The following is a 26,088-nucleotide window of genomic DNA, read 5'->3' as shown; positions in this document are numbered from 1 at the left end:
GCGCCCGGCGACCCTATGGTTGGAACGTGACTGAGACTATTCCTGACGCTGCCCCTGACCTCGACTTCGACCTGAAGGGCCTTCCCAAGGTTTCCCTTCACGACCACCTGGACGGCGGACTCCGGCCGGCCACCATCATTGAACTTGCTGAGGCCGTCGGCCACACGCTGCCGTCCACGGACCCCGTTGCACTGGGGGAGTGGTTCCGGGAATCCGCCGACTCCGGCTCCCTGGTCCGCTACCTGGAGACTTTCGACCACACCATCGCCGTGATGCAGACCAAGGAGGGCCTGTTCCGCGTCGCGAAGGAATTCGTCGAAGACCTGGCCGACGACGGCGTCGTGTACGGCGAGGTGCGCTGGGCGCCCGAACAGCACCTGCAGAAGGGCCTGAGCCTGGACGACGTGGTCGAAGCCGTGCAGGCCGGCCTCGAAGCTGGAGTGGACGCCGTGGCAGAGACCGGCCGCGATATCCAGGTGGGCCAGCTCATCACCGCCATGCGCCACGCCGACCGCGGCCAGGAGATCGCCGAACTGGCCGTCCGCCACCGCAACAACGGTGCCGTCGGCTTCGACATCGCCGGCGCCGAGGACGGCTTCCTGCCGTCCCGCTTCAAGGACGCCTTCACCTACCTGGCCCAGCACAACTTCCCGGCCACCGTCCACGCCGGCGAAGCCGCCGGCCTGGAAAGCATCCAGTCGGCCCTCGTCGACGGCCGGGCCCTGCGCCTGGGCCACGGCGTCCGGATCGCCGAGGACGTCACGATCGAATTCGAAGAGGACGAAGAGGCCGCCGACGCCGAAGGCTTCGACGACTCCGTCAACGACACCATCGGCATGGTGACCCTGGGCGAGCTCGCCAGCTGGGTGCGGGACCGTGGCATCGCCCTGGAGATCTGCCCCTCCTCCAACCTGCAGACCGGCGCCATTGCCGGCTTCGGTGAGGGCATCGAAAGCCACCCGCTGGACATGCTCTACCAGCTCGGCTTCAACGTCACCATCAACACCGACAACCGGCTCATGAGCGGCGTGACGCTGACCGACGAGTTCGAACTCCTGGTTGAGACGTTCGACTACGACCTCGATGACCTGCTGGAGCTGACGCTGAACGCGGCCGAGGCCGCCTTCCTGCCGCTCGAGGAGAAGGAAGCCCTGGTCGAATACATCAACGAGGCCTACTCCGATCTTGGCTAACGAGGACACATCACCCGTCCAGGGGCTCGCTGGGCCCACAGCGGCAGGGGTCCCCGGCCGAGCTTGCGAGGTCGGGGAGCTGCTGGGGATGATAGCGGCCCTGCGCGAGCATTGCCCCTGGATGGGTGCCCTCACCCACGAGTCCCTCGTGGAGTACCTCCTGGAGGAGGCCTATGAAGTGGCCGAGACCATCGAGACCGGCGCCGGCGACGCGGAACTGCAGTCTGAACTGGGGGACGTCCTGTTGCAGGTGGTGCTCCACGCCCGGCTCGCCGAGGAACGCGGCGCCTTTGACCTGGGCGATGTCGCCCGGGGCCTGAAGGCCAAGATGATCCGGCGCAACCCGCACGTGTTCCGGCCCGACGGCTCGCTGCAGGATTCCTTCCCGGCAACGGTGGAGGAGATCGTCCTGAAATGGGACGCCGTCAAGAAGGCCGAGAGGCCCGAACGCGGCCACATCTTCGACGGGGTTCCCGCCGCGCTGCCGGCCCTCGCGCGGGCCCAAAAGCTCCTGGACCGCGCCGAACGCGCGGGTATGGCAGCGGCCACCGGCCAAACCGCCGGCCAAACCGCCGGCGAAACCGCCGTCGGAACCGCCGTCGACCTCCCGGCCGCCGAGGAGGAACTCGGCGACCTGCTGTTCGGGATCGTGGCCGCTGCCCGGGCCGGCGGGCTCGACGCCGAACGCGCCCTCCGCGGCGCCCTGCGCCGGTTCCAGGACAGCACCGGCTCCCGGCCATCGGCACAATAGCGCTGGCAGACTAGAGTCGGCACGGTAGCGGCACCATCATGACGTCCGGGGTTTGGATAGGTTTCCGTAACTTATCCCGCTCTCGACTACGCTAGTAGCGACGACGACGTCGGCTTTTCCGCTTGATGTACAGCCAGAGTCCAAGCAGTCAGATTCCCTGCAGATCGCTTCACCCAAAGGAGCATATCCATGGCGCTTATCGATGCCATCCACGCCCGCGAAATCCTCGATTCCCGTGGCAACCCGACCGTAGAAGTTGAAGTCCTGCTCTCGGACGGCCAGATCGGCCGCGCAGCAGTTCCCTCCGGCGCTTCCACCGGCGAGCACGAGGCCGTTGAACTTCGCGACGGCGACAAGGGCCGCTACCTCGGCAAGGGCGTCCAGAAGGCCGTCGACGCGGTCATCGACCAGATCGCCCCGGCCCTGACCGGCTTCGACGCGACCGACCAGCGCAGCATCGACCAGGCCATGATCGACCTGGACGGCACCCCCAACAAGGGCAAGCTCGGCGCCAACGCCATCCTGGGCGTGTCCCTGGCCGTGGCCAACGCCGCCGCCGCCTCCGCTGACCTGCCGCTGTACAAGTACCTGGGCGGGCCCAACGCGCACGTCCTGCCCGTGCCCCTGATGAACATCCTCAACGGCGGCTCACACGCCGACTCCGACGTGGACATCCAGGAATTCATGATCGTCCCGATCGGCGCCGAGACCTTCTCCGAAGGCCTGCGCTGGGGCGTCGAGGTCTACCACAACCTCAAGTCCGTCCTGCAGGCCAAGGGCCTGTCCACCGGCCTGGGTGACGAGGGCGGCTTCGCGCCGAACCTGCCGTCCAACCGTGCCGCCCTGGACCTGATCCAGGAAGCCATCAAGAACGCCGGCTACACCCCGGGCAAGGACATCGCCCTGGCCCTGGACGTCGCCTCCTCCGAGTTCTTCAAGGACGGCGCGTACCAGTTCGAGGGCAAGGCACTTTCCGCCACCGAGATGAGCGCCTACTACGCCGAGCTCGTGGCCGACTACCCGCTCGTGTCCATCGAGGACCCGCTGGATGAGAACGACTGGGAAGGCTGGAAGACCCTCACCGACACCATCGGCGACAAGGTCCAGCTCGTGGGCGATGACCTCTTCGTCACGAACCCGGCCATCCTGCAGCGCGGCATTGACACCAAGACCGCGAACTCGCTGCTCGTCAAGGTCAACCAGATCGGTTCCCTGACCGAGACCCTGGACGCCGTTTCCCTGGCCCAGCGTGCCGGCTACACCACCATCACCTCACACCGCTCCGGCGAAACCGAGGACACCACCATTGCTGACATCTCCGTTGCCACCAACGCGGGACAGATCAAGACCGGTGCCCCGGCACGCTCCGAGCGCGTGGCCAAGTACAACCAGCTGCTGCGCATCGAAGAGGAACTCGACGACGCCGCACGGTACGCCGGCCGCAGCGCGTTCCCGCGTTTCAAGGGCTAGTTAGCCGCGAAAACCGGTAACCGGTGGCTATGGTTGAAAGACCATGGCCACCGGTTCTTTTTTGGTCCGTTTTTGAAGGAGTGACATGGCAACCCGACGCCCCAATGTTCCCCGGGCTACGCCTGCCGCCAAGGCTGCTGCAGCCAAGCCTGCGGCCACGGGTCTGGGGGCAGCAGCCGACGGCGGCGAGGTGATCCAGGCGGACTTTGGCGGCGCCCGCAGCGGCGCGGCGGCGCCGGCCGGCGCTGCGCCTGCCCCGCCACGGGTGTCAGCTCACACAGGCAAGCCGGCCCCGGGCAGCACCGGCGCCGGATCTGCGGCCAGAGCCCGTCCCGCCACAGCCCCGGCAGGAGCACCGGCAAAGCCCGAGACCCGCCCGGCGGCCGGGAAGGCCGGCGCCAAGTCCGGCGGCAAGTCCGGCGCCAAGGCCGGCGGCAAGGCCGGCGGCAAGACCCAGAACCGGACCGCCGCAGGGGGTCCGGACGAATCCCTGGACCCCGTGCCCGCCAAGGCGTTCTCGGGCCGGCTGCTGGCCCTGGGCGTCGTCATGATTGCCATCACCATCCTGCTGGCCCCCACGGTCAAGATCTTCCTGGACAAACGCGCCGAAATCGCGGCGCTGCAGGCCGATATTGCGGCCAAGCAGACGAAGCAGGAGGACCTCAAACGCCAGGTGTCGCGGTGGCAGGATCCCAACTATGTGAAACAGCAGGCCCGCGACCGCATTAACATGGTTATGCCCGGAGAGACGGGCTACTGGGTATTCGGCAGCGATCTTCCTGCCGCGCAGTCCGGTGGCGCGGCGGGTGCAGCATCAGCACAAGACCCGGCCAACCTGCCCTGGGTGGACGCCCTCTGGGAGTCCATCAGGCGATCGGCAACAGACTAGAAGCGGCGCCCGCCGCCGGGATTGTCCCGCGGACAATCCGGAACAGGGCAGGAAGGTGCCACTCCCGTGGACGAGAACCGAGTGGACCAGAACCGAGCAGCCGAGAACAACGACGGGGCCAAGGCCCCGGCACCACGGCACAGGGCAGACGCCCCGGAGGGCTCCCGCCAGCCGTCGCCGCACGATCTCGAGGTCCTCAGCCGCCAGTTGGGCCGGCCCGTGCGCGACGTCGTCGAAATCCCGGCACGCTGCGTCTGCGGAAACCCGCTCGTTGCCGCCACTTCGCCGCGGCTCAGCAACGGTACGCCGTTCCCCACCACGTTTTACCTCACCCACCCGGTGATCACGTCGGCGGTATCGCGGCTGGAGGCCGCCGGGCTGATGAACGAAATGAACGACCGGCTCGCTGCCGACGCCGGCCTCGCGGCCCGGTACCGGTCCGCCCACGAGGCATATCTGGCCTCCCGTGCCGAGATCGGCGCGCGCTCCGGCATCGGGGCCGTTCCCGAAATTGACGGCGTCTCCGCCGGCGGAATGCCGACCCGCGTCAAATGCCTGCACGTCCTCGTGGGGCATTCGCTGGCGGCCGGCCCGGGCGTGAACCCGCTGGGCGATGAATCGATCGCGGCCATCGCCGAATGGTGGACCGTGGAGCGCTGTTACTGCGAAGGCGCCTGGGACACCGGCGGGGAGGCCCCGTCCCGGGACCTCAGCCGCCATGGCCCCCAAGGCCTGCCGGAGATCGTGGGCCGGCCCGCACCGGTCCGCAAGTCCCGCGTCGACGCCGCCGCCGCCGGTGCTGCTGAGACGGCCGGTACCACCGGCACGGGGGAGTCCAAGTGACCCGGGTCGCGGCCGTAGACTGCGGCACCAACTCCATCCGCCTGCTGATCGCAGATGTGAGCGCAGGCGGCGCAACAGGGCCGGCCACGCCGCGGCTGACCGACATCGTGCGGGAAATGCGCGTGGTCCGGCTGGGCCAGGGCGTGGACTCCACAGGTGAACTGGCCCAGGAAGCGCTTGAGCGGACCTTCGCCGCGACCCGGGACTACGCTGCCCTCATCCGCGAGCACGGCGCCGAAAAAGTGCGCTTCGTGGCCACCTCCGCCACCCGCGATGCCCGCAACCGCCAGGTTTTCGTCGACGGCATCCGCGACATCCTCGGCGTCGAACCCGAGGTGATCACCGGCGACGAGGAAGCCGCGCTGTCCTTCGCCGGCGCCAGCAGTGTCCTGCCCTCCCGCGGGCAGGACCCCGTGCTGGTGGTGGACCTCGGCGGCGGCAGCACGGAGTTCGTGCTGGGCAACGCCGACGGCGTCATCGCGGCCCGCTCGGTCGACGTCGGCTGCGTCCGGATGACCGAACGGCACCTGCGCAGCGATCCGCCCACAGCGGATCAGATCGCAGCGGCAGAGGCCGACGTCGACGCCGCCATCAGCGAGGCGGCACAAACCGTTCCGCTGGAACGCGCCACCGCCGTCGTCGGCGTGGCCGGCTCCGTCACCACCATCACGGCGCACGCGCTGCGCCTGCCGGAGTACTCACCGGCCGCGATCCACGGCACCGAACTGGACCTGGACGCGGTCCGGAAAGCCTGCACCGAGCTGCTCGAAATGACCCGGGAGGAGCGGGCCGCGCTGCCTTACATGCACCCCGGGCGGGTGGACGTGATCGGCGCCGGTGGACTGGTCTGGCGGCGGGTCCTGCAGCGCCTGGCCGAGGTCACCGGCGGGCGCATCACCACGGCCGTGAGCAGCGAACACGATATTCTTGACGGAATTGCCCTCAGCATCCGATGATCCCGCCCCAGCAGCCGTGCCCCAGCGCGCGCCCGTGCCGCTGGTGCATCCGCCGATAGGACCTGAATGACCAGAGCAACAGCCCGGCGCCGCCGGACCGCCTCCGCGTTGATGGCCTTGGCCCTCGCCGGCGGAGCGTCCACGGCGGCGCTGACCCTGGCCGCACCCGCCCACGCCGACTCCTGGCGGGACAAGGAATACTGGCTCGCCGAGTCCGGCATCATCAAAGCCTGGGACGTTTCCAAGGGAGCCGGGGTCAAGGTCGCCGTGATTGACAGCGGCGTGGACGGCCGGCATCCGGATTTGGGCGGCGTGCTCGCTGGCGGCGCGGACATTTCCGGCGCCGGCAAGGCCAACGGCCAGGAGAGTATCGGCGCCAAACCCGAACACGGCACGCTCGTGGCCACCATGCTGGCCGGACGGGGGCACCAAGCGCCCGAAGCGACCGCCAAACCGAGCGCCAGCGCAACTGGCCCTGCCGCCGGCCCGGCCGCTGGACCTGACGGGGTTGTCGGCGTCGCCCCGGAAGCGCAGCTGCTGTCCGTCTCCACCTGGCTCGGTTCCGCCAACCCGGGCGGCAAGAGCGACCAGGACCAGATCCCGGAGGCAGTGCGCTGGGCCGTGGACAACGGCGCCCGCGTCATCAACATCTCCCTCGGCAGCACGTCGCCGGAATGGCCGCAGAGCTGGGACGCGGCATTCCTCTACGCCGAACAGAAGGACGTCGTGATCGTCGCCGCCGCGGGCAACCGGGTGGGCGGCAACGTCCAGGTCGGCGCCCCGGCCACCATCCCCGGCGTCCTGACGGTTGCAGGCCTGGACCGCACGGGCGCGGCCAGCATCGACTCCTCCTCCCAAGGCATCAGCATCGGCGTCGCAGCTCCCGCCGAGGACCTGGTTGGCGGCCTGCCCGGCGGCGGCTACGCCGACTGGGCCGGCACCTCCGGAGCCACGCCCATCGTGTCCGGCGTCGCGGCCCTGATTCGCTCCAAATGGCCCGAAATGTCCGCCAGCCAGGTCATCAACCGGATCGTCACCACGGCCAAGGACGCCGGGGCGCCAGGGAAGGATCCGCTCTACGGCTTCGGCGTGCTGAACGCCGAGGCCGCACTCAAGGCCGATGTCCCGGAAACCAAAGTCAATCCGCTGGGGTCCATTTCGGACTGGATCCGGGTCCACCGGCGCGGAAACCTCGCCACGACTGCCTCTGCCGCGGAGCCCGCGCCCTCCAGCGCTGCCCCCACCCTGCCCGAAGCGACCGTGCCCGTCGCGGAGAAGCCGTCCCAGCTGGACAGTGCCGTGCCGGCCGCGGTGGTCCTGGGCTTCGGAGCCCTGCTCGTGGGAATCGTTGTGGCCGCCGCGTTCCAGCTGCGGGCCGCCATGCGCACGCCGCCGAAGGACGGCCCGGACGGGCCGGGCGGGACCGGCAAGGCCGAACCCGAGGCCGTCAATCCGGTGGACTCCAGCAAGCCGTCATAGTTAGTGAAGGTTTTCACAAACTACTGTATTCTTGAGATATGGCATCCTCCCTTCAGCTCCAGGACCGTCCCCGGGTACTCGTCGTCGGCGGCGGGTACGTCGGCCTGTATGTAGCCCTCAAACTTCAGAAAAAGATCGCGAATGCCGGTGGCATCGTCACCCTCGTGGATCCGCTGCCCTATATGACCTACCAGCCCTTCCTGCCGGAAGTTGCCGGCGGCAACATCGAGGCGCGCCACGCAGTCGTCTCGCACCGCCAGCACCTGAAGCAGACGGAACTCATCCAGGGCCGCGTCACCTCGATCGACCACGCCAACCGCACGGCAGTGGTCGCACCCTCCGACGGTGGACACACCTTCGAGATTCCGTACTTCGACGTCGTGCTTGCCGCCGGCGCCATCACCCGCACGTTCCCGATCAAGGGCCTCGCGGACAAGGGCATCGGCCTGAAGACCATCGAAGAGGCCGTCGCCCTGCGCAACAAGGTTCTCGAGCGGATCGAGACCGGTTCCCTCATGACGGACCCCGTTGAGCGCGCCCGCGCCCTGACGTTCGTCGTCGTCGGCGGCGGCTTCGCCGGCATCGAGTGCATCACCGAAATGGAAGACCTGGCCCGCGCCGCGGTCAAGAACAACCCGCGCATCAAGCAGGAGGAAGTCCGCTTCGTCCTGGTCGAGGCGATGGGCCGCATCATGCCCGAGGTCACGGCATCGCAGGCCGAATGGGTCGTCGAGCACCTCCGCAGCCGCGGCATCGAGGTCCTGCTGAACACCTCCCTCGACAACGCCGAGGGTTCCCTGAAGCTCATCAACCTCCCGGACAAGAGCCCGGCCCAGGAATTCGAGACCGACACCCTGGTCTGGACTGCCGGTGTGCAGGCCAACCCGATGGTCCGCTCCACCGACTTCCCGCTCGAGCCGCGCGGCCGCGTCCGCGTCCTGGCCGATCTGCGCATCGCAGGCGACGAGGGCATCATCGAGAACGCCTGGGCCGCCGGCGACGTCGCTGCCGTCCCCGACCTCACGGGCAGCGGCCTGCCGGACGGCACGTGCGTGCCGAACGCGCAGCACGCGCTGCGCCAGGCCAAGCGCCTCGCCAAGAACCTGTGGGCCTCCCGCTGGGACAAGCCGCTCAAGGATTACAAGCACAAGAACCTGGGCGCCGTCGCTGGCTTCGGCGAATGGAAGGGCGTGGCGAACATCAACCTGCTTGGCCGCATCGGCCTCAAGGGCCCGCTGGCCTGGCTGGCACACCGTGGCTACCACGGCATGGCCATCCCCACCGTGGAGCGCAAGATCCGCGTGATCTCCGGCTGGATCTGGGCCTTCTTCCTGGGCCGCGACACCACGCAGCTGATGGATCTGGACAACCCGCGCGGCGCCTTCGTGGCCGCAGCGACGCCGGCCCCGAAGCCTGCCGCTGCTCCCGTTGCCGGCACGCCTGCGGATGCTGCCAAGAACGACGCCGCGAAGAGTGGCACTGCCAAGAACGACACTGCCAAGAACGACACCAAGGAAGCTGTTCCGGCCGACTCCAAGTAGCCTGATCCGAGCCTTCGACGGCGGCTGTTCCCCCCCAGGGGGAGCGGCCGCCGTTTTCGTGGCGGGCAGCCGCCCCAGGACGCCGGGAGCGGGCAGGAGCGCGGGACCCCCGCCTAGACTGGCTCCATGACAGCTGAAAAGGACCTGCACGCCCTCCTGGCCACCATGCACCCCGAACTGCGCGAGGGCGAATACGTCTACGCCCTGTGGCCGCACGGCAAGCCCCTGGCCGGGGCCATTGCGGCCGCCGTCCGTGAGGCGGAAGGGCTGACCGTCGTGCTGCCGCGGAACGAAGCGGACAGCCTGGGGCTCTCCTACGACTTCGTCGCGGCCTGGATCACGCTCCAGGTGCACTCTTCGCTTGAGGCGATCGGCCTCACGGCAGCCGTCAGCGCGGCCCTGACCGAGGCGAAGATCAGCTGCAACGTCCTTGCCGGCTTCCACCATGACCATCTGCTGGTGCCGGTGGCGGACACCGAACGGGCGCTGGAGGTACTGCACGAGCTCGTCGCGGCCAACGGGGTGCACAAACCGGCACCGGAACTCGTGCTGCGCAGCGAGGAACCGGCGGACCGTCCAGCCATCCTCGCCCTCACCGCCGCCGCGTTTGCCATCTCGCCCGCCACCGGAGAGCACGTCGACGGCGAACCCGAGGAAGTGAAGCTGCTGGCGCGGTTGTTCGAGTGCCAGGAATACCTGCCGGCGTTCAGCATCGTGGCCGAACTCGACGGTGAAATCGTGGGGCATGTGATCAGCACCCGCGGGTGGGTGGACGGTCTGGAGCTGCTCGGCCTCGGGCCGATCGGGGTGGTGCCGCGGCTGCAGCGCCACGGCATCGGCACCGCGCTCATGAACGAGACCGTGGCGCGGGCCAACACCGCGGGGGAGCGGGGGATAGCCCTGCTGGGCAGCCCCGAGTACTACTCCCGCTTCGGCTTTGTTCCGTCCACCTCGCTCGGGGTGGCGCCGCCGGAGGCAGGCTGGGCCGCGCACTTCCAGTTGCTGCCGCTCGCCGTCTGGCCCGGCGGCGTGAGCGGCACCTTCCGCTACGCGGGGCCATTCGCGGACTGATCCGCCCGGCGACGGGATACCATTGACCGGGCGCCCCAGTAGCCCAATTGGCAGAGGCAGCGGACTTAAAATCCGCGTGTTGTGGGTTCGAGTCCCACCTGGGGCACTGAGTTGCGCGCCGCCCTGCGGCGCCCGACAGCCGGGCCCTGACCCCCGGCGTTCCCAGGCCCCTCGCACGGGCTTGTCCCACGCACGTGCTTGCCCTCGGGGTCGCCTGACCCGGGCAGCCGTTCCGGGCCGTCGCCCCCGACAAAACAGCCGCCGCAAACCGTCCAGATTTCCTCTATGCAACGAGTGTTATAAGGATGTGACCGTAGTCACTTATTTTCACGTCGAAATTGCACTAGCTTGAAGTGGAATCAGGAACACCTGATCTTTCGCGTCAAAGGCCGTTCGCACCTTTAGATCGAGGAGCTTGTACATGACTTCACTCCCCCGGGTTGCGCCCCGCGTCGCTAAGCTCACCGTGCTTAGCCTCGGCGTCGCCCTTTTGGCTACGGCTTGTGGCGGTTCACCCGCCCCGAGTTCGTCGGGATCCAGCTCAGCCGCGGCCGCGGGAATCGCGTGCCCGGCACCCAGCGCCACCGGTGGCGGTACCAGCGCCGCCGGCGAAACGGGCACTGTGCCCGCCTCGGCCACCACCACCCCCACGCCCCTGAAGATCGGCTCGCTCCTGCCGACGACGGGTTCGCTGGCCTTCCTCGGCCCGCCCGAAATTGCAGGTGTCAACCTCGGCATCAAGGAGGTCAACGATGCCGGCGGCGTCCTGGGCAAGCCGGTGGAGGTCATCCACCGTGACTCCGGCGACACCAAGACCGACATCGCCACCCAGTCCACCACGGCACTGCTCGGACAGGGCGTCAGCGCAATCGTCGGCGCCGCCTCCTCGGGTGTCTCCAAGACCGTGATCAACCAGATCACCGGTGCCGGCGTCGTCCAGTTCTCCCCGGCCAACACCTCCCCGGACTTCACGGCGTGGGATGACAAGGGCCTCTACTGGCGCACCGCGCCCTCGGACGTGCTCCAGGGCAAGGTCCTCGGCAACTACATGGCCACCTGTGGCGCCCAGACGGTCGGCATGATCGTCCTGAACGACGCCTACGGAACCGGCCTTGCTAAGAACGTTCAGGCAGCTTTCGAGGCGGCCGGCGGCAAGGTTGTGGCCCAGGAGCTGTTCAATGAAGGCGATTCCCAGTTCAGCAGCCAGGTGGACAAGGTTCTGGCCGCCAAGCCGGATGCCATTGCCCTGATCACCTTCGACCAGGCCAAGAGCATCGTTCCGCTGATGACGGGCAAGGGCGTCAAGCCGACCCAGATCTTCATGGTGGACGGCAACATGTCCGATTACAGCAAGGACTTCCAGGCAGGAACCCTGAAGGGCGCCCAGGGCACCATCCCGGGCACCTTCGCCAAGGAGGACTTCAAGAAGAAGCTCCTGGCGATTGACCCGGCGCTGAAGGACTACAGCTACTCCGGCGAGTCCTACGACGCAGTGAACCTGATCGCACTGGCGGCTGAGGAAGCCAAGAGCACCAAGGGCACTGATATCGCGGCGCACCTGAAGGACGTCTCTGAGGGTGGGGAGAAGTGCAACACCTTCCCGAGCTGCGTCACCCTGCTTCGCAACGGTAAGGACATCGACTACGACGGCCAGTCCGGCCCCGTAACGTTCTCCGACGCCGGCGACCCGACGGAAGCCTACATTGGCATCTACGAGTACCAGGATGACAACACCTACAAGCCGGTCAAGGAAGAATTCGGCAAGCTGTAAGCCGCTTCCCCTCGACTAACAAAAGACCCCCGTCCAGTCCGGACGGGGGTCTTTTGTGTGCGGGGGAGCGGGGGCGGAGCGTCAGGACCGCGGAACCGGACGCGGTTGCGGAACCGGATTTGCGCTGCGGATTCGGACAGGGGCGGCGCGGATCCGAGGTGCGCCGGTCCGGAGCCGGTGCGGAAACAAGACATGAGGACGCCGGGAGGGGCCGGCGTCGTGGTGTCGACATCCGAGGTGCCTTGGCAGCCAGGAGGTGCGGGGAAGGGCTGCCGTGGCCGTGCGGCGGCTGCGGAACCGGATTTGCGCTGCGGATTCGGACGAGGGCGGCGCGGATCCGAGGTGCGCCGGTCCGAAACCGCCGCGAAAACGTGGCTCAACCGAAGGGCGACGGAGGCCGAGCAAGTGGCTGCGGGGGCGGCCGGAGGCGACTGGAGATGCCGTCGGCCCACGGAATGTTGTAGCCCGCCGCCGGGCGCGCAGAAGGGCCGCCACCGGCTGGTGACGGCCCCTGTGGGGATACTGCCCGAAGCGCTATTCGACAGTGTCTGCGAGCGTCCCCAGGTAGAGCTGGATGACCTTGGGATCCTTCATGAGCTCCCGGCCAGTACCGGTGTACGCGTCCTTGCCCTGGTCCAGCACGTAGGCGCGGTCGCAGATCTGCAGGCAGCGGCGCGCGTTTTGTTCCACCATGATGACGGAGACGCCGGCCCGGTTGATCTCGTGGACCCGGAGGAAGGTCTCATCCTGCTTGACAGGGGAGAGGCCCGCGGAGGGCTCATCGAGCAGCAGAACGGCCGGGTCCATCATGAGGGCCCGTCCCATGGCGACCATCTGGCGTTCGCCGCCGGAGAGCGAGCCGGCACGCTGGGCGCGCCGTTTGGCGAGCTCCGGGAACAGTTCGGAGACAAAGTCGAACCGTTTGGCGAAGTCCTTGGGCCGCTGGAACATGCCCATCTGCATGTTTTCCTCGATGGTCAGGGCGGCGAACACGTTGTTGTTCTGCGGAACGAAGCCGACGCCCTTGCTGACCAGCTTGTTGGCCTTGAGCCCGGTGATGTCCTGCCCGCGGACCACCACCGAGCCGGAGTGGACCTTGACCAGGCCAAACATGGCCTTCAGCAGCGTGGACTTGCCGGCGCCGTTGGGGCCGATGATGCCGATCAGCTCACCCTTGCGGGCTTCGATGCTGCAGCCGTTGAGGATATTGACGCCTGGGATGTAACCAGCCACCAGATCGGTGACCTTCACGACCGAGTCGCCATCGAAGGCGGGCTGGGCGGCCGGTGCCGCGCTGGTGGCGCTCATTCTTTGTCCTTCTCTGTGCGGTTTGGCTCTTCGGCGCGGTTCGGCTCTCCGGCGCTGCGGCGGCCGCGCGTCGTCCCGTTCGCCGCCTCCTCCGCCTCGGTGGCGAGGACGTCGGCGGAGATGATGCCGGCGTTTTCAGTGCCGACAATCGATTCCTCGTCGGCGACCAGCTCCGCGGCCAGTTCCTTGATGCCCTCGGCGTCGCCGAGATCCACGTCGTGGTGGGCGCCGAGATAGGCGTCGATCACAGCGGGGTTCTTCATGACTTCGGCGGGAGGCCCTTCGGCCACGATCTTGCCCTCTGCCATCACCACCACCCAGTCGGCGATGTGGCGGACCATGTTCATGTCGTGCTCGACGAACAAAACCGTCATGCCTTCGGCCTTGAGGTTCTTGATGTGGTCCAGCAGCGACTGCGTCAGCGCCGGGTTGACGCCGGCCATCGGCTCGTCGAGCATGACCAGCTTGGGCCGCACCATGAGGGAGCGGGCCATTTCCAGCAGCTTCCGCTGCCCGCCGGACAGCGACGCCGCGTAGTCGTCCCTCTTGGCGTCCAGTTTGAACTTCTCCAGCAGCACGTTGGCTTCCTGGGTGATCTTCTTTTCCTGGCCGCCCCAGATGCCCTTGAACAAAGCCTTGGACAGCCGTTCCCCGGACTGGCTGGAGGCGCCGAGGCGCATGTTCTCCATGACGGTGAGCTTGCCCATGACCTTGGTGAGCTGGAACGTGCGCACCATCCCCATCCGGGCAACCTTGTACGAGGAGACGCCGGCGATGTTGTTGCCCTCGAACTGCCAGGTACCCGAGTTCGGGGTATCGAATCCCGTCAGCAGGTTGAACAAGGTGGTCTTGCCGGCGCCGTTGGGGCCGATCAGCGCGGTGATCTTGTGCCGCGGGATCTCGAGGTACTGGACGTCGACGGCGTTGATGCCGCCGAAGGTGCGGGTGACGTTTTCTGCCACCACGATCGGATCACGCTTCTTGCAACCGGGCGCGATCTCGCCGGCGGCGATCGGACGGTTGTCCGTCATATAGTCGATCTCTTCCGACGTGCGGGGTTCGTCCCGTGACTCTTCGCTTGGAATGCTCATGCGAATGCCAGCTCCTTCTTATTGCCGAGAACGCCCTGGGGCCTGAAGATCATCAGCAGCATGAGCGCCACGCCGACCAGGATGTAACGCAGCTGCCCGGCCTGGACCGTGTTCAGCCACGTGATGGTGCCGGACTCGATCAGGCCGTAGAGGATGCCCTGGGTGAGCGAGAGCACCACCCAGAAGATCATCGCGCCGACCACCGGGCCGAGCACAGTGCCGAGCCCGCCGAGCAGCAGGCAGGTGTAGAGGAAGAACGTCAATTCCGTGCCGTAGTTGGCCGGCTGCACCGCGCCGCGGGGAATCGTGAAGATCATGCCTGCCAGGGCACCGAGCGCGCCGCCGATGATCAGGGACTGCATCTTGTAGGCGTACACGTTCTTGCCGAGCGAGCGGACGGCGTTCTCGTCCTCGCGGATGCCCTTGAGTACCCGGCCCCAGGGGCTGCGCATCAGCAGCCAGACCAGGGTGCAGAAGAGGGCCACGACTGCCCAGGCGACCACCCGGATAAAGAAGTCGCGGTTGTTCATGCCAACGTAGGTCCCCGGCGGGAAAGGGTTCATGGCGTAGAAATCGCCCTCAAAGGCGGCCAGGCCGTTGGCCGAGCCGGTGACGGCGGTCAGCTGGTTGGTCGTGACGATGTAGCGCACGATTTCGGCCGCCGCGATGGTCACGATGGCCAGGTAGTCCGCCCGCAGCCGCAGCGTCGGGATGCCCAGCAGCAGGGCGAAGATGGCGGAGGCGACGACGGCGATGAGCAGCCCGACGAAGAACGGCACATGGAACGTCAGGGTGGAGATGGCGAAGCCGTAGGCCCCCACTGCCATGAAGCCTGCCTGGCCGAAGTTGAGCAGGCCGGTGTAGCCGAAGTGAACCGCGAGGCCGAGGGTGGCCAGGGCGTAGGCAGCTGTCGTCGGGCTGAAAAGTTCGCCGGCGGCGCTGGAAAATATGAATCCGAAGTCCATGGCTGTCTCCTAACCCACGCGCTCTTTGCGGCCCAGAATGCCCTGAGGGCGGAACAAGAGGACAACAATCATGATGAACAACGCTCCCACGTATTTGAGGTCGGCTGCGAGGCCGAACACGGTGGTCAGCTCAACGAAGATGCCGACGATGATGGAACCGACCAGGGCGCCCCAGACTGTGCCGAGGCCGCCGAGGGTGACGCTGGCGAAGATGAGCAGCAGGATCTGCGAGCCCATGTCGAAGGTGACGCCGGGACGGTAGTAGGCCCAGAGGATGCCGCCGAGGGCGGCGAGCATGCCGCCGACCACCCAGACGATCCGGATGACGGAGTCGACGTCGATGCCGGAGGCCGCGGCCAGCGCCGGGTTGTCGGCCACAGCACGGGTGGCCTTGCCGAGGCGGGTCTTGAGCAGGACGATCCCGAGGGCGGCGATCACGACGGCGCTGACGAGGAGGGACAAGAGGTTGTTGGGGGAGATGGAGATCGGGCCGATCAGGATTTCCACGCTCTGGGCGAACGGCAGTTGCTGGGTGGCGCCGCCGAAGTAGAACTGGATGATGTAGCGCACGGACAGGGCGAGGCCGATGCTGACGATCATCATCGGAACAAGTCCGGTTCCGCGGCGCCGCAGGGGTTTCCACAGGCCCGCGTCCTGGACGTAGCCGAACAATCCGCCGCCGATGACGGCCAGGATGACGGCCAGCCAGAACGGCAGGTGCATCTGGTTGAAGGCGAACACCAGCACCGCGCCGAGGGTGACCATTTCACCGTGGGCGAAGTTGGTCAGGCCGGTGGTGCCGAAGATCAGGGACAGGCCCACGGACGCGAGGGCGAGCAACAGGCCGAAGCTCAGGCCTGCCACCAGCCGGTTGAGCAGGTTTTGCATGAAATTCTGCTGCTCCACGACAATGCCCTTGCCAAACGTGAAGATCACCGAGAGGTTTGAGGTCTGGCTGAAGGTGACGTTGCGGGGGTTCTCCTGGCCCTCGGCCAGTTTGATGCCCTGCGGAAGCGTGGACTCATCGAGTTTGACCTCGTAGGTTCCCTGGGTGGGGACGCCGATGGTCCAGGCGCCGTTGGCTCCCGATTTGGTGGTTCCCGTGAAATCGCCGCTCGTGGCGGTGATGGTCACCCCGGGGATCGGTGCGCGGTCGTCGCCGCGCAGGAAGCCGCTGATGCTGTTCGTGAACTGGGTGGCCGACGGGGATGGTGTCGGCGAGGGGGTCGTGGCGCTGGACGCCGGGGCCACGATGAGCAGTAGCGCAGCCGTGGCTGCAAATACTGACCCCACAGCCCTCAATAGTCTGCCGCGCCGTCTCTGCGACAGGCCGCTCGTTGTGCTTCTCAAATTGAAAACCTCCACATGGGGGTGCTGTGGGTTGCGCCTTTGCAACCGTTGCGAACGGTCAGGGGACGAGCGTCTGGCATTACGATCATGTGTTGTGATGTCCGTCACCCTGTGTGGCCTATGCTACAGCCCGGGGGACCCAAAGAATGCCGCCGCGAGCAGGGAGAACGTCGCGATCGGGTAACAACCGTGTAGCGCCGCCGACACCTTGCTGTAGCCCAGCTAAAGAAAACTTTTGTTGATTCCGAGTATGCCTAAACAGTGGCCTGCCCGGTCCCCAATTCGCCGGGCCACTCGGGGCTGGCGCGGGCGGCCGGGCACGTCCGCTCCGGCCCGCGTCACCGCCACCCCCAAGCTTTTCCCAAGCCCGCCGGCGTTATGGTGCGAAGAGCGCCAGAACCCGAGTCCGTTCGTTCCGGAATCCGGCCGGCGCCGAAGGCAGGGGCCGATCGTGGAGGGCCGACTGATGAACCGGGTGGTCAAGCTGTGCCTCGCGGGTTCGCTTGTACTGGCGATCCTGGGCCTCCCGGCGCTCAGCCTGGGCCCCGAACCCGCTGGGGCGCAGGCCTGCGTTCCCTCCACGGAGGCACTCAGGGACCCCTATCCGGGGATCCAGGCGGCGGCGTCCAGCTTCGAGGCAGGCACCCTGGACGGGTTCGGCATTTCCGCGGCCGGGACGGGGAACGCCTCGGTGTCCACCGGGCTCTCGCACTCCGGGAACTGTGCCGCCCTCCTGCACACCACCGCGGCGCCGGGCTCCATCGCCAGGCTGACGGTGGGCCTGACCCCCGGGACCACGGAGGCATATGCGGACGGCTGGTTCAACATCGCCGCCGAAGGAATGGCGGGAAACAATGTTCCCTACTTCCGGTTCTTTGCCGGCGGAGTCCGCGTCCTGGATGTTTTCCGGCAGAACATCTCCCATGAGCTCGTGCTCCGTACCTCGTCACCCGCAGGGTTCGCCTACACCACCTTGCGGCGGGACGTCCCGACTGACTCCTGGCACCGGCTCGTCATGCACGTGGTCCCCAACGGCCCCGGGACCAACGTCCAAGTCTGGTGGGACGGGCGTTCGGTCTACGCCGGCACTGTCAGTATTTCCGCCACGACGCTCGACACGCTCCAGCTTGGCTCCGAACACGATCAGCAAATGGCCGACATCTATATCGACGACGTCATTGTCAACAGCGGCACGGGAACGCCGGCGCCGGTTCCCGGCCCCCTCCCGGAGCCGAAGGGGGACCCGTCGCAGCGGTTCGACGATTTCCACGGTGACGGACAGTCCGGCCTGCTCGCGGCCGGCACCGTCACGAGCCGCACTGTCGCGAGCCGCACTCTCGCGAGCCGCGCCGGGAGGCCGGCGTCCGCGGACATGCTCGGCCTGAAAAACCCGCTGACCTAGATCACGGTTCGGTTGCGGCGGTCCCCGTGGGGAACTATCCCTCCCTGTCAGCCGTGGGAATTGGTAGCGTGACTATATAAAACCCTGTTTCGTCTAGTCCGCAACGCACTAGTCCGCATCGCACCGGAACATCACCCACCCCCTTATTTTGGAGGACACCCGCAATGGCACATGGCGGAAACCCGATCTTCAGCGGAAAGAATTTCCGCGAAGCCACCCAGGCACCGCCTGCCCCGCAGGCCCCATACGGTCAGAACCCGTATGGCCAGACCGCTTACGGCCAGGCCCCGGGCCAGGGCGGGTGGAAATCGGCCCAGCAGGGCATGACCCAGGAACAGCTCCAGGACCTGTACAACCGCCCGGCGGCCGGGCCGGCTGACATTGGACGGATGACGTACGACGACGTCATCGTCAAGACCGCCGGGTGCCTCGGCATCCTGGTAGTCGGCGCCGCAGTGGCGCTCGCCGTCCCGCAGGGCACTGGATCCATGCTGATGATCCTCGGAGCCCTCGGCGGCTTCGCCCTCGCAATGGTCAACACCTTCAAGAAGCAGCCGTCGCCCGGACTGATCCTGGCCTACGCCCTGCTCGAAGGATTCTTCCTCGGCGGCCTGACCCGCATCCTCGACAACCTGTTCCCGGGAGTCGGCATCCAGGCCGTCGTCGGGACGCTGTCCGTCTTCGCCGTGACGCTGGTGCTATTCAAGAGCGGCAAGGTCCGGGCGACGCCCAAGCTCATGCGGTTCTTCATGATCGCCCTGATCGGCTATGCGGTGTTCGCGCTCATCAACCTCTTCATGATGATGACCGGGGCCGTGACCACGCCGTTCGGACTGAGCACCAGCGTGGAGATCATGGGCATCCCGCTCGGCGTCTTCATCGGCTTCCTGGCGATCGGCCTGGCCGCCTTCTCCCTGATCATGGACTTCACGTCCATCGAGGCGGCCATCAACGCCGGCGCCCCGCAGCGCTTCTCCTGGACCGCTGCCTTCGGCCTCACGGTCACGCTGGTCTGGCTCTACGTCGAGATCATCCGACTCCTGGCCATCCTCCGCGGTGACGACTGACCGGCGTCGTTCCTGAAATACCCCTGATTTCCCGAGAGGAGCCCCGCCCAACGGCGGGGCTCCTCTCGCGTATGCGGCAGCTGGTGGCTGCTGGTGCGGCTCAGCTGCAACGCCTCAGCTGAGCCGCTCCAACACAACCGCCATGCCCTGGCCGCCGCCGACGCACAGCGTGGCCAGGCCGAGGGAGGCGTCGCGGGCGCGGAGCCCGTTGAGCAGCGTGGTGGTCATGCGTGCGCCGGTCATCCCGAAGGGGTGGCCGAGCGCGATGGCGCCGCCGTGGACATTGAGCTTCTCCGGATCGATGCCGAGCTCCCGGGCGCTGGCCACCACCTGGACCGCGAAGGCCTCATTGAGCTCCACCAGGTCGATGTTCCCGATGCCCAGCCCAGCGATCGCGAGTGCCCGGCGGGTCGCCTCCACCGGCCCCATGCCCATCAACTCCGGGGACAGCGCGCTGACACCGGTGGAGACGATCCGGGCAAGCGGCTCGAGGCCCAGTTCGCGGGCGCGCGAGTCACTCATGACCACGACGGCGGCGGCCCCGTCATTGAGCGGGCACGCGTTCCCGGCCGTCACAGTGCCGCTACTGCGGAAGACGGGCTGCAGGGCACCGACCGCCTCTGCTGTCACCCCGGCACGCGGTGAATCGTCGCGGTCCACCACCGAGCCGTCGGCACGGGTGTAGGGCGTGATTTCGCGGGCGTAGAACCCGGAGGCGATGGCTGCCTCGGCCCGGTTCTGGCTGAGCACCGCCCAGTCGTCCTGCTCGGCGCGGGTGATGCCGTAGCTTGTGGCGACGTTCTCCGCCGTCTGGCCCATGGCGATGTACACGTCCGGCATCCGGCCGCCCAGCCGCGGGTCGGTCCACGGCGTGTTGGCGGCCGCGCGGGCCTCGGTGCGTTTCCGGGCCGCCTCGAAGCGCGGATTGTGCGTGCTGGCGTCGGTCTCGCCGGCGCCGGCCCAGTCCCGGTAGCGCGACACTGCCTCCACCCCGGCGGCCACGAACGCCTGGCCTTCGCCGGCCTTGATGGCGTGGAAGGCCATCCGGAGCGTCTGCAGGCTGGAGGCACAAAAACGGTTGATGGTGGCGGCCGGAACGTTGTCCAGCCCGGCCAGGATGCTGACCACCCGGGCCATGTTGGAGCCGGCCTCACCGCTTGGCTCGGCGCACCCCAGATAGATGTCGTCCAGGCCGCGGCCTGGCCCGGCGGCGGCGTCGAACGCAGGAATCCCGGCGAGGGCCGCTGTGATCATGGCCGCGGCGAGATCGTCGGGACGTTCGTCTTTCAGGGACCCTTTGAAGGCGCGGCCGATCGGGCTCCGGGCGGTAGAAACGATGACAGCTTCTGGCATGCGCCCAGACTACGCCCCGCCTAGGCCAGGCGCATGGCTCCGGCCGCGGGGCTGACGCTGAAGATCTCCGGCGCGGCATACCCAGCCCGGGCAAAGGCACGTTCGACGGCGGAGCGAACCTGCTGCGCCGATCCCGCCGGGGTCAGAGCGATCGCGGAGCCGCCGAAGCCGCCGCCAGTCATGCGGGCGCCGACCGCGCCAGCCGACCGCGCCGTGTCCACGGCAAGGTCCAGCTCCGCGCAGGAGATCTCGAAGTCATCGCGCATCGAGGCATGGGACGCGTCGAGCAGGGGGCCGATGGCGGCCGGGCCCCTGGTGTCCAGCAGCTCCACCGTCTGCAGCACGCGCTGGTTCTCGGTGACCACATGCCGTAGCCGGCGGAAGGTCTCCTGGTCCAGAAGCCCGCTGGCCTCCTCGAGGTCCTCGAACCCGACGTCGCGCAACGCCCGCACGCCAAGGACCTCGGCGGCAAGTTCGCACGATTCCCGGCGGGCCGCATAGCCGCCGTCGGCGTGGGAATGGGAAACCCGGGTGTCGATGACCAGCAGCACCAGTCCGGCGGCGTCGGCGTCGAACGGCACCAGCCGGACACTCTGGTCCCGGCAGTCGAGGAAGACGGCGTGGCCGGCCGTGGCCCGGAGCGAGGCGGACTGGTCCATGATGCCGGTGGGCGCGCCGACGAAGTCATTCTCCGCCCGCTGGGTGGCCAGGACCATGTCCTGCACGGAGAGGCCGGCGTCCATGAGCCCGTTCAGCGCCGAAATCACGGCGCATTCGATGGCGTGGGAGGACGACAGGCCCGCCCCTCGCGGAACCTCGGAATCCAGGAGCAGGTCCACGCCGGGAACCTGGAGGCCCCGCTGCTGCAGGGCCCAGATGACCCCGAGCGGGTATTTTGTCCAGCCCCTGGCGCTGGCGCGGGCCAGCGAGCCGGTCTCCGCGGTGGTCAGCCCCTGGTTGCCGAACGTGGAGAGCATCCGCACGGTGGAATCCGGCCGGACCCGGACGGCAACCCGGGCCGCCCGGTCGATGGCGAACGGCAGGACGAAGCCCTCGTTGTAATCGGTGTGCTCGCCGATGAGGTTGACCCGTCCCGGTGCCTGCCACACGCCGTCGGGCCGGGCGCCGAAGACTGTCTCAAACCGGGCGGCGAGCCCGCGGCTGTCCAGGGGTGGATTCAAGGCCTGGCTCCTGCGCTGCTGGAAGTCATGGGTCCAAGGTATACGGGTTCGCGGGGTTGTTTGTGTGGTGCGGGCTGTACGGTGGTCACCATGGATCTCTCGGCGACACCCCCGGCATCCGGCACAGTATCCGCCGCCAATGACACGATGCGCAGGTACGCGTCCGGCCGGCAGTACGAGCTCCGGCGCGGCGACGCCCTGGCAGTCGTCACCGAACTCGCCGCCGGCCTGCGGCTCTACAGCCGCGGAGACACCGCCCTGACGGAAACCTACGGGGATGCCGACATTGCGCCCGGCGCCACCGGAATCACGCTGGCACCGTGGGCCAACCGGGTGGAGGACGGGGTCTGGCACCTCAACGGCAAGAAGCTGCAGCTGGACATCACCGAGGTCTCCCGCAATAACGCCAGCCACGGTCTGCTGCGGAACTCCTCCTACGATCTCGTGGACGAGGACGAGTTCTCCGTAACCCTGGAGGCGGCAGTCTTTCCGCAGCACGGCTACCCGTTTCTTCTGCGGCACCGGGTCCGCTATGAACTGGCCGAGGACCTGGGCCTGGTGGTGCGCCAAACCCTGATCAACGATTCCCAGTACCGCGCGCCGTTCGTGCTTGGTGCGCACCCGTACCTGCGGCTGGGCGACGTGCCCAGCGAGGACCTCACCGTGAGCGTCGACGCCCGGACCAGGCTGGTCGCCGACGACCGCCTCATCCCGCGCAGCAGTGAACCGGTCAGCGGCGACTTCGATCTGCGCGGCGGCCGGCCGGTAGGGACACTTGACCTCGATTCGGCCTACACGGACCTGGAGTTCGACGGCGGCGTCGCCCGGCACACGCTGCGCTCACCCGACGGGCGGACGGTGAGCCTGTGGCAGGACGCGAGCTGCGGGTACGTCCATGTCTTCGTGACGACGGAATTTCCGGGCCGGTCGAAGGCGGTCGCGATCGAGCCGATGACCGGTCCCGCCAACGCGTTCAACAGCGGCGAGGGACTGCGCTGGCTTGCGCCGGGGGAGCAGTTCTCCATGACCTGGGGCATCTCGGCCTCGCTGACGGCCGCTGCAGGCTGACCCGGCGGCCTGACCCCAGGAACGGCCCCCGGGCCGGTGCCTCGGCCGTCGACCGGTGTCTGGGCCGTCGCCCGGTGCTGATTGCTGGTTGCTGGTTTCCTATTGAACGTCGCCTACGGAATCATGGGGCTATGACGCCAGCTGAGGACGCCGCACCTGCCACAAGCCCCTCCTATTCCGCGGCTGGGACCGGCGCACGTGCCGGGGCCCGGGTATGGACCGACCGGGAGATCGACCAGGATATTCCCTACGGCGTGCGGATCGCCGCCGCCTGGGCGTGGCGCGGCGGGCTGATCCTGCTCGTGATCGGGTTGCTGGTCTGGCTGCTCAGCCACGTCAGCTTCCTCATCATCCCCGTCATGGTGGCCGCCCTCCTCTCGGGGCTCCTCAGCCCCGCAGTGCGCTGGATGGCCAACCGGCGCGTGCCCAAGGGGCTCGCCGTCGCCATCACTGTGCTCGGCTTCATCGGCCTCATCGTCGGTGCCCTGACCCTGGTCGGGCGCCAGCTCATGCAGGGCTTCGGCGAGCTGTGGTCCCAGGCGCTCGCGGGCGTGCAGCAGGTACAGACCTGGCTGTCGGAAGGCCCGCTGCACCTGACGGCCGCCCAGATCGACAAGTACATCGAGGACGCCACCGCTGCCCTGCAGAACAACAGCAGCAGCATCCTCAGCGGGGCTCTGACGTTCGGGAGCACCGCCGGGCACTTCGCCGCCGGCCTGGTCCTGGCGCTGTTCATCCTGATCTTCTTCCTGCTCGAAGGCGACAGAATCTGGGCCTTCCTGGTCAGGCTCATGCCCCGGAAGGCGCGCCGGGCCACGGACGGCGCGGGCCGCCGCGGCTGGACATCCATGGTCAGCTACGCACGCATCCAAATGTTCGTCGCCTTCGTGGACGCCGTGGGAATCGGCGTCGGCGCCGCCATCATCGGCGTGCCGCTCGCGCTGCCGCTGGGCGTGCTGGTCTTCCTCGGTTCGTTCATCCCGGTGGTCGGCGCGCTGTTCACCGGCGCGATCGCCGTGCTGCTGGCGCTGGTCGCCAACGGGCCCGTCAACGCCCTCATCATGCTGGCGATCGTGCTCGGCGTCCAGCAGCTCGAAAGCCACATCCTGCAGCCCCTCGTCATGGGCAAGGCCGTCTCCCTCCACCCCGTCGCCGTGATCCTGTCCGTCGCGGCCGGCTCCTACCTCGCCGGGATCCCCGGCGCATTGTTCTCCGTTCCGATCCTTGCCGTAGCAAACTCGTCGATTCGCTACATTGCGGGCAGAACGTGGGAACATGATGAAGTGTTGGCAACCGCGGGAGCCGGGGGCGGTCATGCCCCCGAACCCGGCGCAGACACCACCTTCACAGACGTCCACCTGCCGGGCGCAAACCCCGGCGGCGAGGGCGCCGCACCCAACAGCGGTGCTCCGGGCAGCGATGCCGGACGGGGCACCGACGCCTGATCCAAAGAAGGAGAACAGTTCGTGAATACCCTTGAGAGCCTGCCCGTCACGCTGGACGATGTCCTGGAGGCGCAGAAGCTGCTCGACGGGATTATTACGCGGACGCCCGTGGAATCATCGCGGGCCCTCGGCAGCACGGTCGGCGGCGAGGTCTTCCTCAAGTGCGAAAACCTGCAGCGCGCCGGCTCCTTCAAGGTCCGCGGTGCCTACGTGCGGATGGCCAAGCTCTCCGACGCCGAAAAGAAGCGCGGCGTCGTGGCGGCCTCTGCCGGAAACCACGCCCAGGGCGTGGCTGTCGCAGCCAAGAGCCTGGGCATCAAGGCCCGGATCTACATGCCGCTCGGCGTCGCACTGCCCAAGCTCGCCGCCACCCGCAGCCACGGCGCCGAGGTGGTGCTGCATGGCCACAACGTGGACGAGGCGCTGGCGGAAGCCAAGCGCTACGCCGATGAAAGCGGCGCCGTCTTTGTCCACCCCTTCGATGACGTCGACGTCGTCGCCGGCCAGGGGACGGTCGGGCTGGAGATCCTCGAACAGGTCCCCGACGTCGACACCATCCTGATGGGTGTCGGCGGCGGCGGACTCCTCGCGGGCGTTGCCGTCGCGGTGAAGGCGCGCGCCAAAGAACTCGGCCGCGAGATCCGCATCATCGGCGTCCAGGCTGAAAACGCCGCCGCCTACCCACCCTCGCTCGCCGCCGACGCCCTCGTCCCGCTCAAGAAGGTCTCCACCATGGCCGACGGCATCGCCGTGGGCCGGCCGGGCCAGCTGCCGTTCAGCATCATCCGCGAGCTCGTCGACGACGTCGTCACCGTCAGCGAAGACGCCCTGGCCCGGGCGCTGATCTTCCTGCTGGAGCGCGCCAAGATGGTGGTCGAACCTGCCGGGGCCGTCGGCGTCGCGGCGCTCATGGAAGGCAAGATCGAAAACCCCGGAACCGTTGCGGTGGTCCTCTCGGGCGGCAACATCGACCCCATGCTGATGCTCAAGGTCATCCAGCGCGGCCTCTCCGCCGCCGGCCGGTACATGACCGTGCGGATGATGCTGGACGACCGTCCGGGCTCGCTGGCCACGATTGCCCGCATCATCGCCGAGAACGACGCCAACGTCACGGGCCTGGACCACACCCGGGTGGGCGGCTCCATCAGCATGGGCGACGTCTCCATCACCGTCAACCTGGAAACCAAGGGCCACGAGCACTGCAGCCAGGTCCTGGCGGCGCTGCGCGCCGAGGGTTTCCAGCCGATCGTGGTGCACTAGGGGCCATGGTGACGGACGCGTTTGGGGGCGGGGAGCCGCGGGAAGGGGAGAGCACCGCGGTGCGGGCCCGCCGGGGACTGCTGGTGGTCGGCTCCTTCGTGGTGCTGCTCTACCTGATCGAGATCCTCAACACCGCACTGTTCCACTCCCTGAACCGCACTTTCGGGCTGCGGCCGCGCAGCCTGGACGGGATCCTGGACATCCTGACCTTTCCGCTGCTGCACTCCAGCCTGGCCCACCTGATGTCCAACACGCTCCCGTTGATCATCTTCGGCTTCCTCGTGTTCCTCTCCGGGCGCCGGGTGTTCATCACCGCACTGGCCGCCAGCTGGCTGGCATCCGGGCTCGTGGTGTGGCTCATCGGCGGCGCCAGCGTCACTGTTGGCGCCTCCGGGCTGGTGTTCGGGCTCTTCGCGTTCCTCCTGGTCCGCGGCTTCATCAACCGGAACTGGTGGCAGATCGCCCTGTCCGTGGTGTTGTTCATGGCCTACGGCGGCATCCTGTTCGGAATCCTGCCCACCGTGGCCAGTTTCGTCTCGTGGCAGGCCCATCTGGGCGGGGCTATTGGCGGTATCACAGCCGCGCTGCTGCTGAGCACCAGGCGCCCCGGTGCGCTGCCAGCGGGACGCTGAGT

Annotated in this window: 22 protein-coding genes and 1 tRNA gene; 17 read left to right on the top strand and 6 right to left on the bottom strand. The window is 67.8% G+C overall.

Annotated elements, in window-relative coordinates; genetic code table 11:
* The first annotated feature begins 26 nt into the window (after positions 1 to 26).
* The 11 genes from AC1DNG_RS10895 to AC1DNG_RS10845 all read left to right on the top strand — a co-directional run bounded on the left by AC1DNG_RS10895 (position 27) and on the right by AC1DNG_RS10845 (position 11,964).
* Positions 27 to 1,193, top strand: a complete 1,167-nt coding sequence (locus AC1DNG_RS10895; RefSeq protein WP_243180079.1) for an adenosine deaminase — start codon at positions 27 to 29, stop codon at positions 1,191 to 1,193.
* 121 nt (positions 1,194 to 1,314) lie between these two features.
* A complete protein-coding gene (locus AC1DNG_RS10890) occupies positions 1,315 to 1,944 on the top strand; it encodes a MazG nucleotide pyrophosphohydrolase domain-containing protein (RefSeq protein ID WP_476856645.1) in 630 nt (209 codons plus the stop codon).
* A gap of 189 nt (positions 1,945 to 2,133) precedes the next feature.
* Complete coding sequence (eno, locus tag AC1DNG_RS10885; protein WP_018774732.1) at positions 2,134 to 3,414, top strand: phosphopyruvate hydratase; 1,281 nt, start codon at positions 2,134 to 2,136, stop codon at positions 3,412 to 3,414.
* Between the two features lie 85 nt (positions 3,415 to 3,499).
* Positions 3,500 to 4,303 carry an FtsB family cell division protein gene (locus AC1DNG_RS10880; RefSeq protein WP_476856590.1) on the top strand — a complete coding sequence of 268 codons (804 nt, stop codon included), beginning with the start codon at positions 3,500 to 3,502 and terminating at the stop codon, positions 4,301 to 4,303.
* Positions 4,304 to 4,369: 66 nt separating this feature from the next.
* The gene (locus AC1DNG_RS10875; protein WP_476856589.1) at positions 4,370 to 5,146 is read left to right on the top strand and encodes a DUF501 domain-containing protein; all 777 of its coding nucleotides are present in this window, start codon (positions 4,370 to 4,372) and stop codon (positions 5,144 to 5,146) included.
* A complete protein-coding gene (locus AC1DNG_RS10870) occupies positions 5,143 to 6,102 on the top strand; it encodes a Ppx/GppA phosphatase family protein (RefSeq protein ID WP_476887327.1) in 960 nt (319 codons plus the stop codon). The genes AC1DNG_RS10875 and AC1DNG_RS10870 overlap by 4 nt, the downstream gene beginning before the upstream one ends.
* Before the next feature lie 66 nt (positions 6,103 to 6,168).
* A complete protein-coding gene (locus AC1DNG_RS10865; protein ID WP_476887326.1) occupies positions 6,169 to 7,581 on the top strand; it encodes a S8 family serine peptidase in 1,413 nt (470 codons plus the stop codon).
* Between the two features lie 38 nt (positions 7,582 to 7,619).
* Positions 7,620 to 9,122 carry an NAD(P)/FAD-dependent oxidoreductase gene (locus AC1DNG_RS10860; RefSeq protein WP_476856586.1) on the top strand — a complete coding sequence of 501 codons (1,503 nt, stop codon included), beginning with the start codon at positions 7,620 to 7,622 and terminating at the stop codon, positions 9,120 to 9,122.
* 126 nt (positions 9,123 to 9,248) lie between these two features.
* Positions 9,249 to 10,193 carry an N-acetyltransferase gene (locus AC1DNG_RS10855; RefSeq protein ID WP_476887325.1) on the top strand — a complete coding sequence of 315 codons (945 nt, stop codon included), beginning with the start codon at positions 9,249 to 9,251 and terminating at the stop codon, positions 10,191 to 10,193.
* Positions 10,194 to 10,225: 32 nt separating this feature from the next.
* A tRNA-Leu gene (locus AC1DNG_RS10850) sits at positions 10,226 to 10,299 on the top strand.
* Positions 10,300 to 10,614: 315 nt separating this feature from the next.
* On the top strand, positions 10,615 to 11,964 hold the full coding sequence (locus tag AC1DNG_RS10845; RefSeq protein WP_476849104.1) for an ABC transporter substrate-binding protein: 1,350 nt from the start codon (positions 10,615 to 10,617) through the stop codon (positions 11,962 to 11,964).
* Between the two features lie 534 nt (positions 11,965 to 12,498).
* Here AC1DNG_RS10845 and AC1DNG_RS10840 read toward each other — a convergent pair.
* Genes AC1DNG_RS10840 through AC1DNG_RS10825 form a run of 4 tightly spaced genes read right to left on the bottom strand, consistent with a single transcriptional unit; the run spans position 12,499 to position 16,621 of the window.
* Complete coding sequence (locus AC1DNG_RS10840) at positions 12,499 to 13,272, bottom strand: ABC transporter ATP-binding protein (RefSeq protein WP_230009341.1); 774 nt, start codon at positions 13,270 to 13,272, stop codon at positions 12,499 to 12,501.
* On the bottom strand, positions 13,269 to 14,363 hold the full coding sequence (locus tag AC1DNG_RS10835; RefSeq protein WP_476856584.1) for an ABC transporter ATP-binding protein: 1,095 nt from the start codon (positions 14,361 to 14,363) through the stop codon (positions 13,269 to 13,271). Before AC1DNG_RS10835 ends, AC1DNG_RS10840 begins: the two co-directional genes overlap by 4 nt.
* The gene (locus AC1DNG_RS10830) at positions 14,360 to 15,328 is read right to left on the bottom strand and encodes a branched-chain amino acid ABC transporter permease (protein WP_223914177.1); all 969 of its coding nucleotides are present in this window, start codon (positions 15,326 to 15,328) and stop codon (positions 14,360 to 14,362) included. Before AC1DNG_RS10830 ends, AC1DNG_RS10835 begins: the two co-directional genes overlap by 4 nt.
* A 9-nt stretch (positions 15,329 to 15,337) precedes the next feature.
* Entirely contained in the window at positions 15,338 to 16,621 is a 1,284-nt protein-coding gene (locus AC1DNG_RS10825) for a branched-chain amino acid ABC transporter permease (RefSeq protein ID WP_476856583.1), read from the bottom strand.
* A gap of 508 nt (positions 16,622 to 17,129) precedes the next feature.
* On the opposite strand from AC1DNG_RS10825, the gene AC1DNG_RS10820 reads away from it, so the two are divergent.
* Together AC1DNG_RS10820 and AC1DNG_RS10815 are read left to right on the top strand one after the other, a co-directional pair.
* Entirely contained in the window at positions 17,130 to 18,080 is a 951-nt protein-coding gene (locus AC1DNG_RS10820) for a hypothetical protein (protein ID WP_476856582.1), read from the top strand.
* A gap of 164 nt (positions 18,081 to 18,244) precedes the next feature.
* On the top strand, positions 18,245 to 19,147 hold the full coding sequence (locus AC1DNG_RS10815; protein WP_476856581.1) for a Bax inhibitor-1/YccA family protein: 903 nt from the start codon (positions 18,245 to 18,247) through the stop codon (positions 19,145 to 19,147).
* Positions 19,148 to 19,261: 114 nt separating this feature from the next.
* On the opposite strand, the gene AC1DNG_RS10810 is transcribed toward AC1DNG_RS10815, so the two are convergent.
* Entirely contained in the window at positions 19,262 to 20,500 is a 1,239-nt protein-coding gene (locus AC1DNG_RS10810) for an acetyl-CoA C-acetyltransferase (RefSeq protein WP_476856580.1), read from the bottom strand.
* Between the two features lie 20 nt (positions 20,501 to 20,520).
* Positions 20,521 to 21,681: a galactokinase gene (gene galK / locus AC1DNG_RS10805; RefSeq protein ID WP_476856579.1), complete on the bottom strand. Its 1,161-nt coding sequence runs from the start codon at positions 21,679 to 21,681 to the stop codon at positions 20,521 to 20,523.
* Positions 21,682 to 21,771: 90 nt separating this feature from the next.
* Here galK and AC1DNG_RS10800 point away from each other — a divergent pair, with 90 nt between their 5' ends.
* The 4 genes from AC1DNG_RS10800 to AC1DNG_RS10785 all read left to right on the top strand — a co-directional run bounded on the left by AC1DNG_RS10800 (position 21,772) and on the right by AC1DNG_RS10785 (position 26,086).
* Positions 21,772 to 22,749 carry an aldose 1-epimerase family protein gene (locus tag AC1DNG_RS10800; RefSeq protein WP_476856578.1) on the top strand — a complete coding sequence of 326 codons (978 nt, stop codon included), beginning with the start codon at positions 21,772 to 21,774 and terminating at the stop codon, positions 22,747 to 22,749.
* Between the two features lie 131 nt (positions 22,750 to 22,880).
* The gene (locus AC1DNG_RS10795) at positions 22,881 to 24,194 is read left to right on the top strand and encodes an AI-2E family transporter (protein WP_476856577.1); all 1,314 of its coding nucleotides are present in this window, start codon (positions 22,881 to 22,883) and stop codon (positions 24,192 to 24,194) included.
* A 21-nt stretch (positions 24,195 to 24,215) separates the two neighbouring features.
* Positions 24,216 to 25,454 (top strand): threonine ammonia-lyase, encoded by a 1,239-nt coding sequence (gene ilvA, locus AC1DNG_RS10790; protein WP_028277367.1) that lies wholly within the window; start codon positions 24,216 to 24,218, stop codon positions 25,452 to 25,454.
* A 5-nt stretch (positions 25,455 to 25,459) separates the two neighbouring features.
* On the top strand, positions 25,460 to 26,086 hold the full coding sequence (locus AC1DNG_RS10785) for a rhomboid family intramembrane serine protease (protein ID WP_476849094.1): 627 nt from the start codon (positions 25,460 to 25,462) through the stop codon (positions 26,084 to 26,086).
* Positions 26,087 to 26,088 lie beyond the last annotated feature (2 nt).

It is taken from the genome of Arthrobacter sp. 01T425, assembly GCF_056398725.1.
This window is presented reverse-complemented; position numbering and strand designations above follow the sequence as displayed.

Coding starts and splice junctions, on each gene's coding strand:
- AC1DNG_RS10890 (WP_476856645.1), top strand. CDS start 1,315: ATGGGTGCCCTCACCCACGAGTCCCTCGTGGAGTACCTCCTGGAGGAG.
- eno (WP_018774732.1), top strand. CDS start 2,134: ATGGCGCTTATCGATGCCATCCACGCCCGCGAAATCCTCGATTCCCGT.
- AC1DNG_RS10880 (WP_476856590.1), top strand. CDS start 3,500: ATGGCAACCCGACGCCCCAATGTTCCCCGGGCTACGCCTGCCGCCAAG.
- AC1DNG_RS10865 (WP_476887326.1), top strand. CDS start 6,169: ATGACCAGAGCAACAGCCCGGCGCCGCCGGACCGCCTCCGCGTTGATG.
- AC1DNG_RS10860 (WP_476856586.1), top strand. CDS start 7,620: ATGGCATCCTCCCTTCAGCTCCAGGACCGTCCCCGGGTACTCGTCGTC.
- AC1DNG_RS10855 (WP_476887325.1), top strand. CDS start 9,249: ATGACAGCTGAAAAGGACCTGCACGCCCTCCTGGCCACCATGCACCCC.
- AC1DNG_RS10845 (WP_476849104.1), top strand. CDS start 10,615: ATGACTTCACTCCCCCGGGTTGCGCCCCGCGTCGCTAAGCTCACCGTG.
- AC1DNG_RS10840 (WP_230009341.1), bottom strand. CDS start 13,272: ATGAGCGCCACCAGCGCGGCACCGGCCGCCCAGCCCGCCTTCGATGGC.
- AC1DNG_RS10835 (WP_476856584.1), bottom strand. CDS start 14,363: ATGAGCATTCCAAGCGAAGAGTCACGGGACGAACCCCGCACGTCGGAA.
- AC1DNG_RS10830 (WP_223914177.1), bottom strand. CDS start 15,328: ATGGACTTCGGATTCATATTTTCCAGCGCCGCCGGCGAACTTTTCAGC.
- AC1DNG_RS10815 (WP_476856581.1), top strand. CDS start 18,245: ATGGCACATGGCGGAAACCCGATCTTCAGCGGAAAGAATTTCCGCGAA.
- AC1DNG_RS10810 (WP_476856580.1), bottom strand. CDS start 20,500: ATGCCAGAAGCTGTCATCGTTTCTACCGCCCGGAGCCCGATCGGCCGC.
- AC1DNG_RS10800 (WP_476856578.1), top strand. CDS start 21,772: ATGGATCTCTCGGCGACACCCCCGGCATCCGGCACAGTATCCGCCGCC.
- AC1DNG_RS10795 (WP_476856577.1), top strand. CDS start 22,881: ATGACGCCAGCTGAGGACGCCGCACCTGCCACAAGCCCCTCCTATTCC.
- AC1DNG_RS10785 (WP_476849094.1), top strand. CDS start 25,460: ATGGTGACGGACGCGTTTGGGGGCGGGGAGCCGCGGGAAGGGGAGAGC.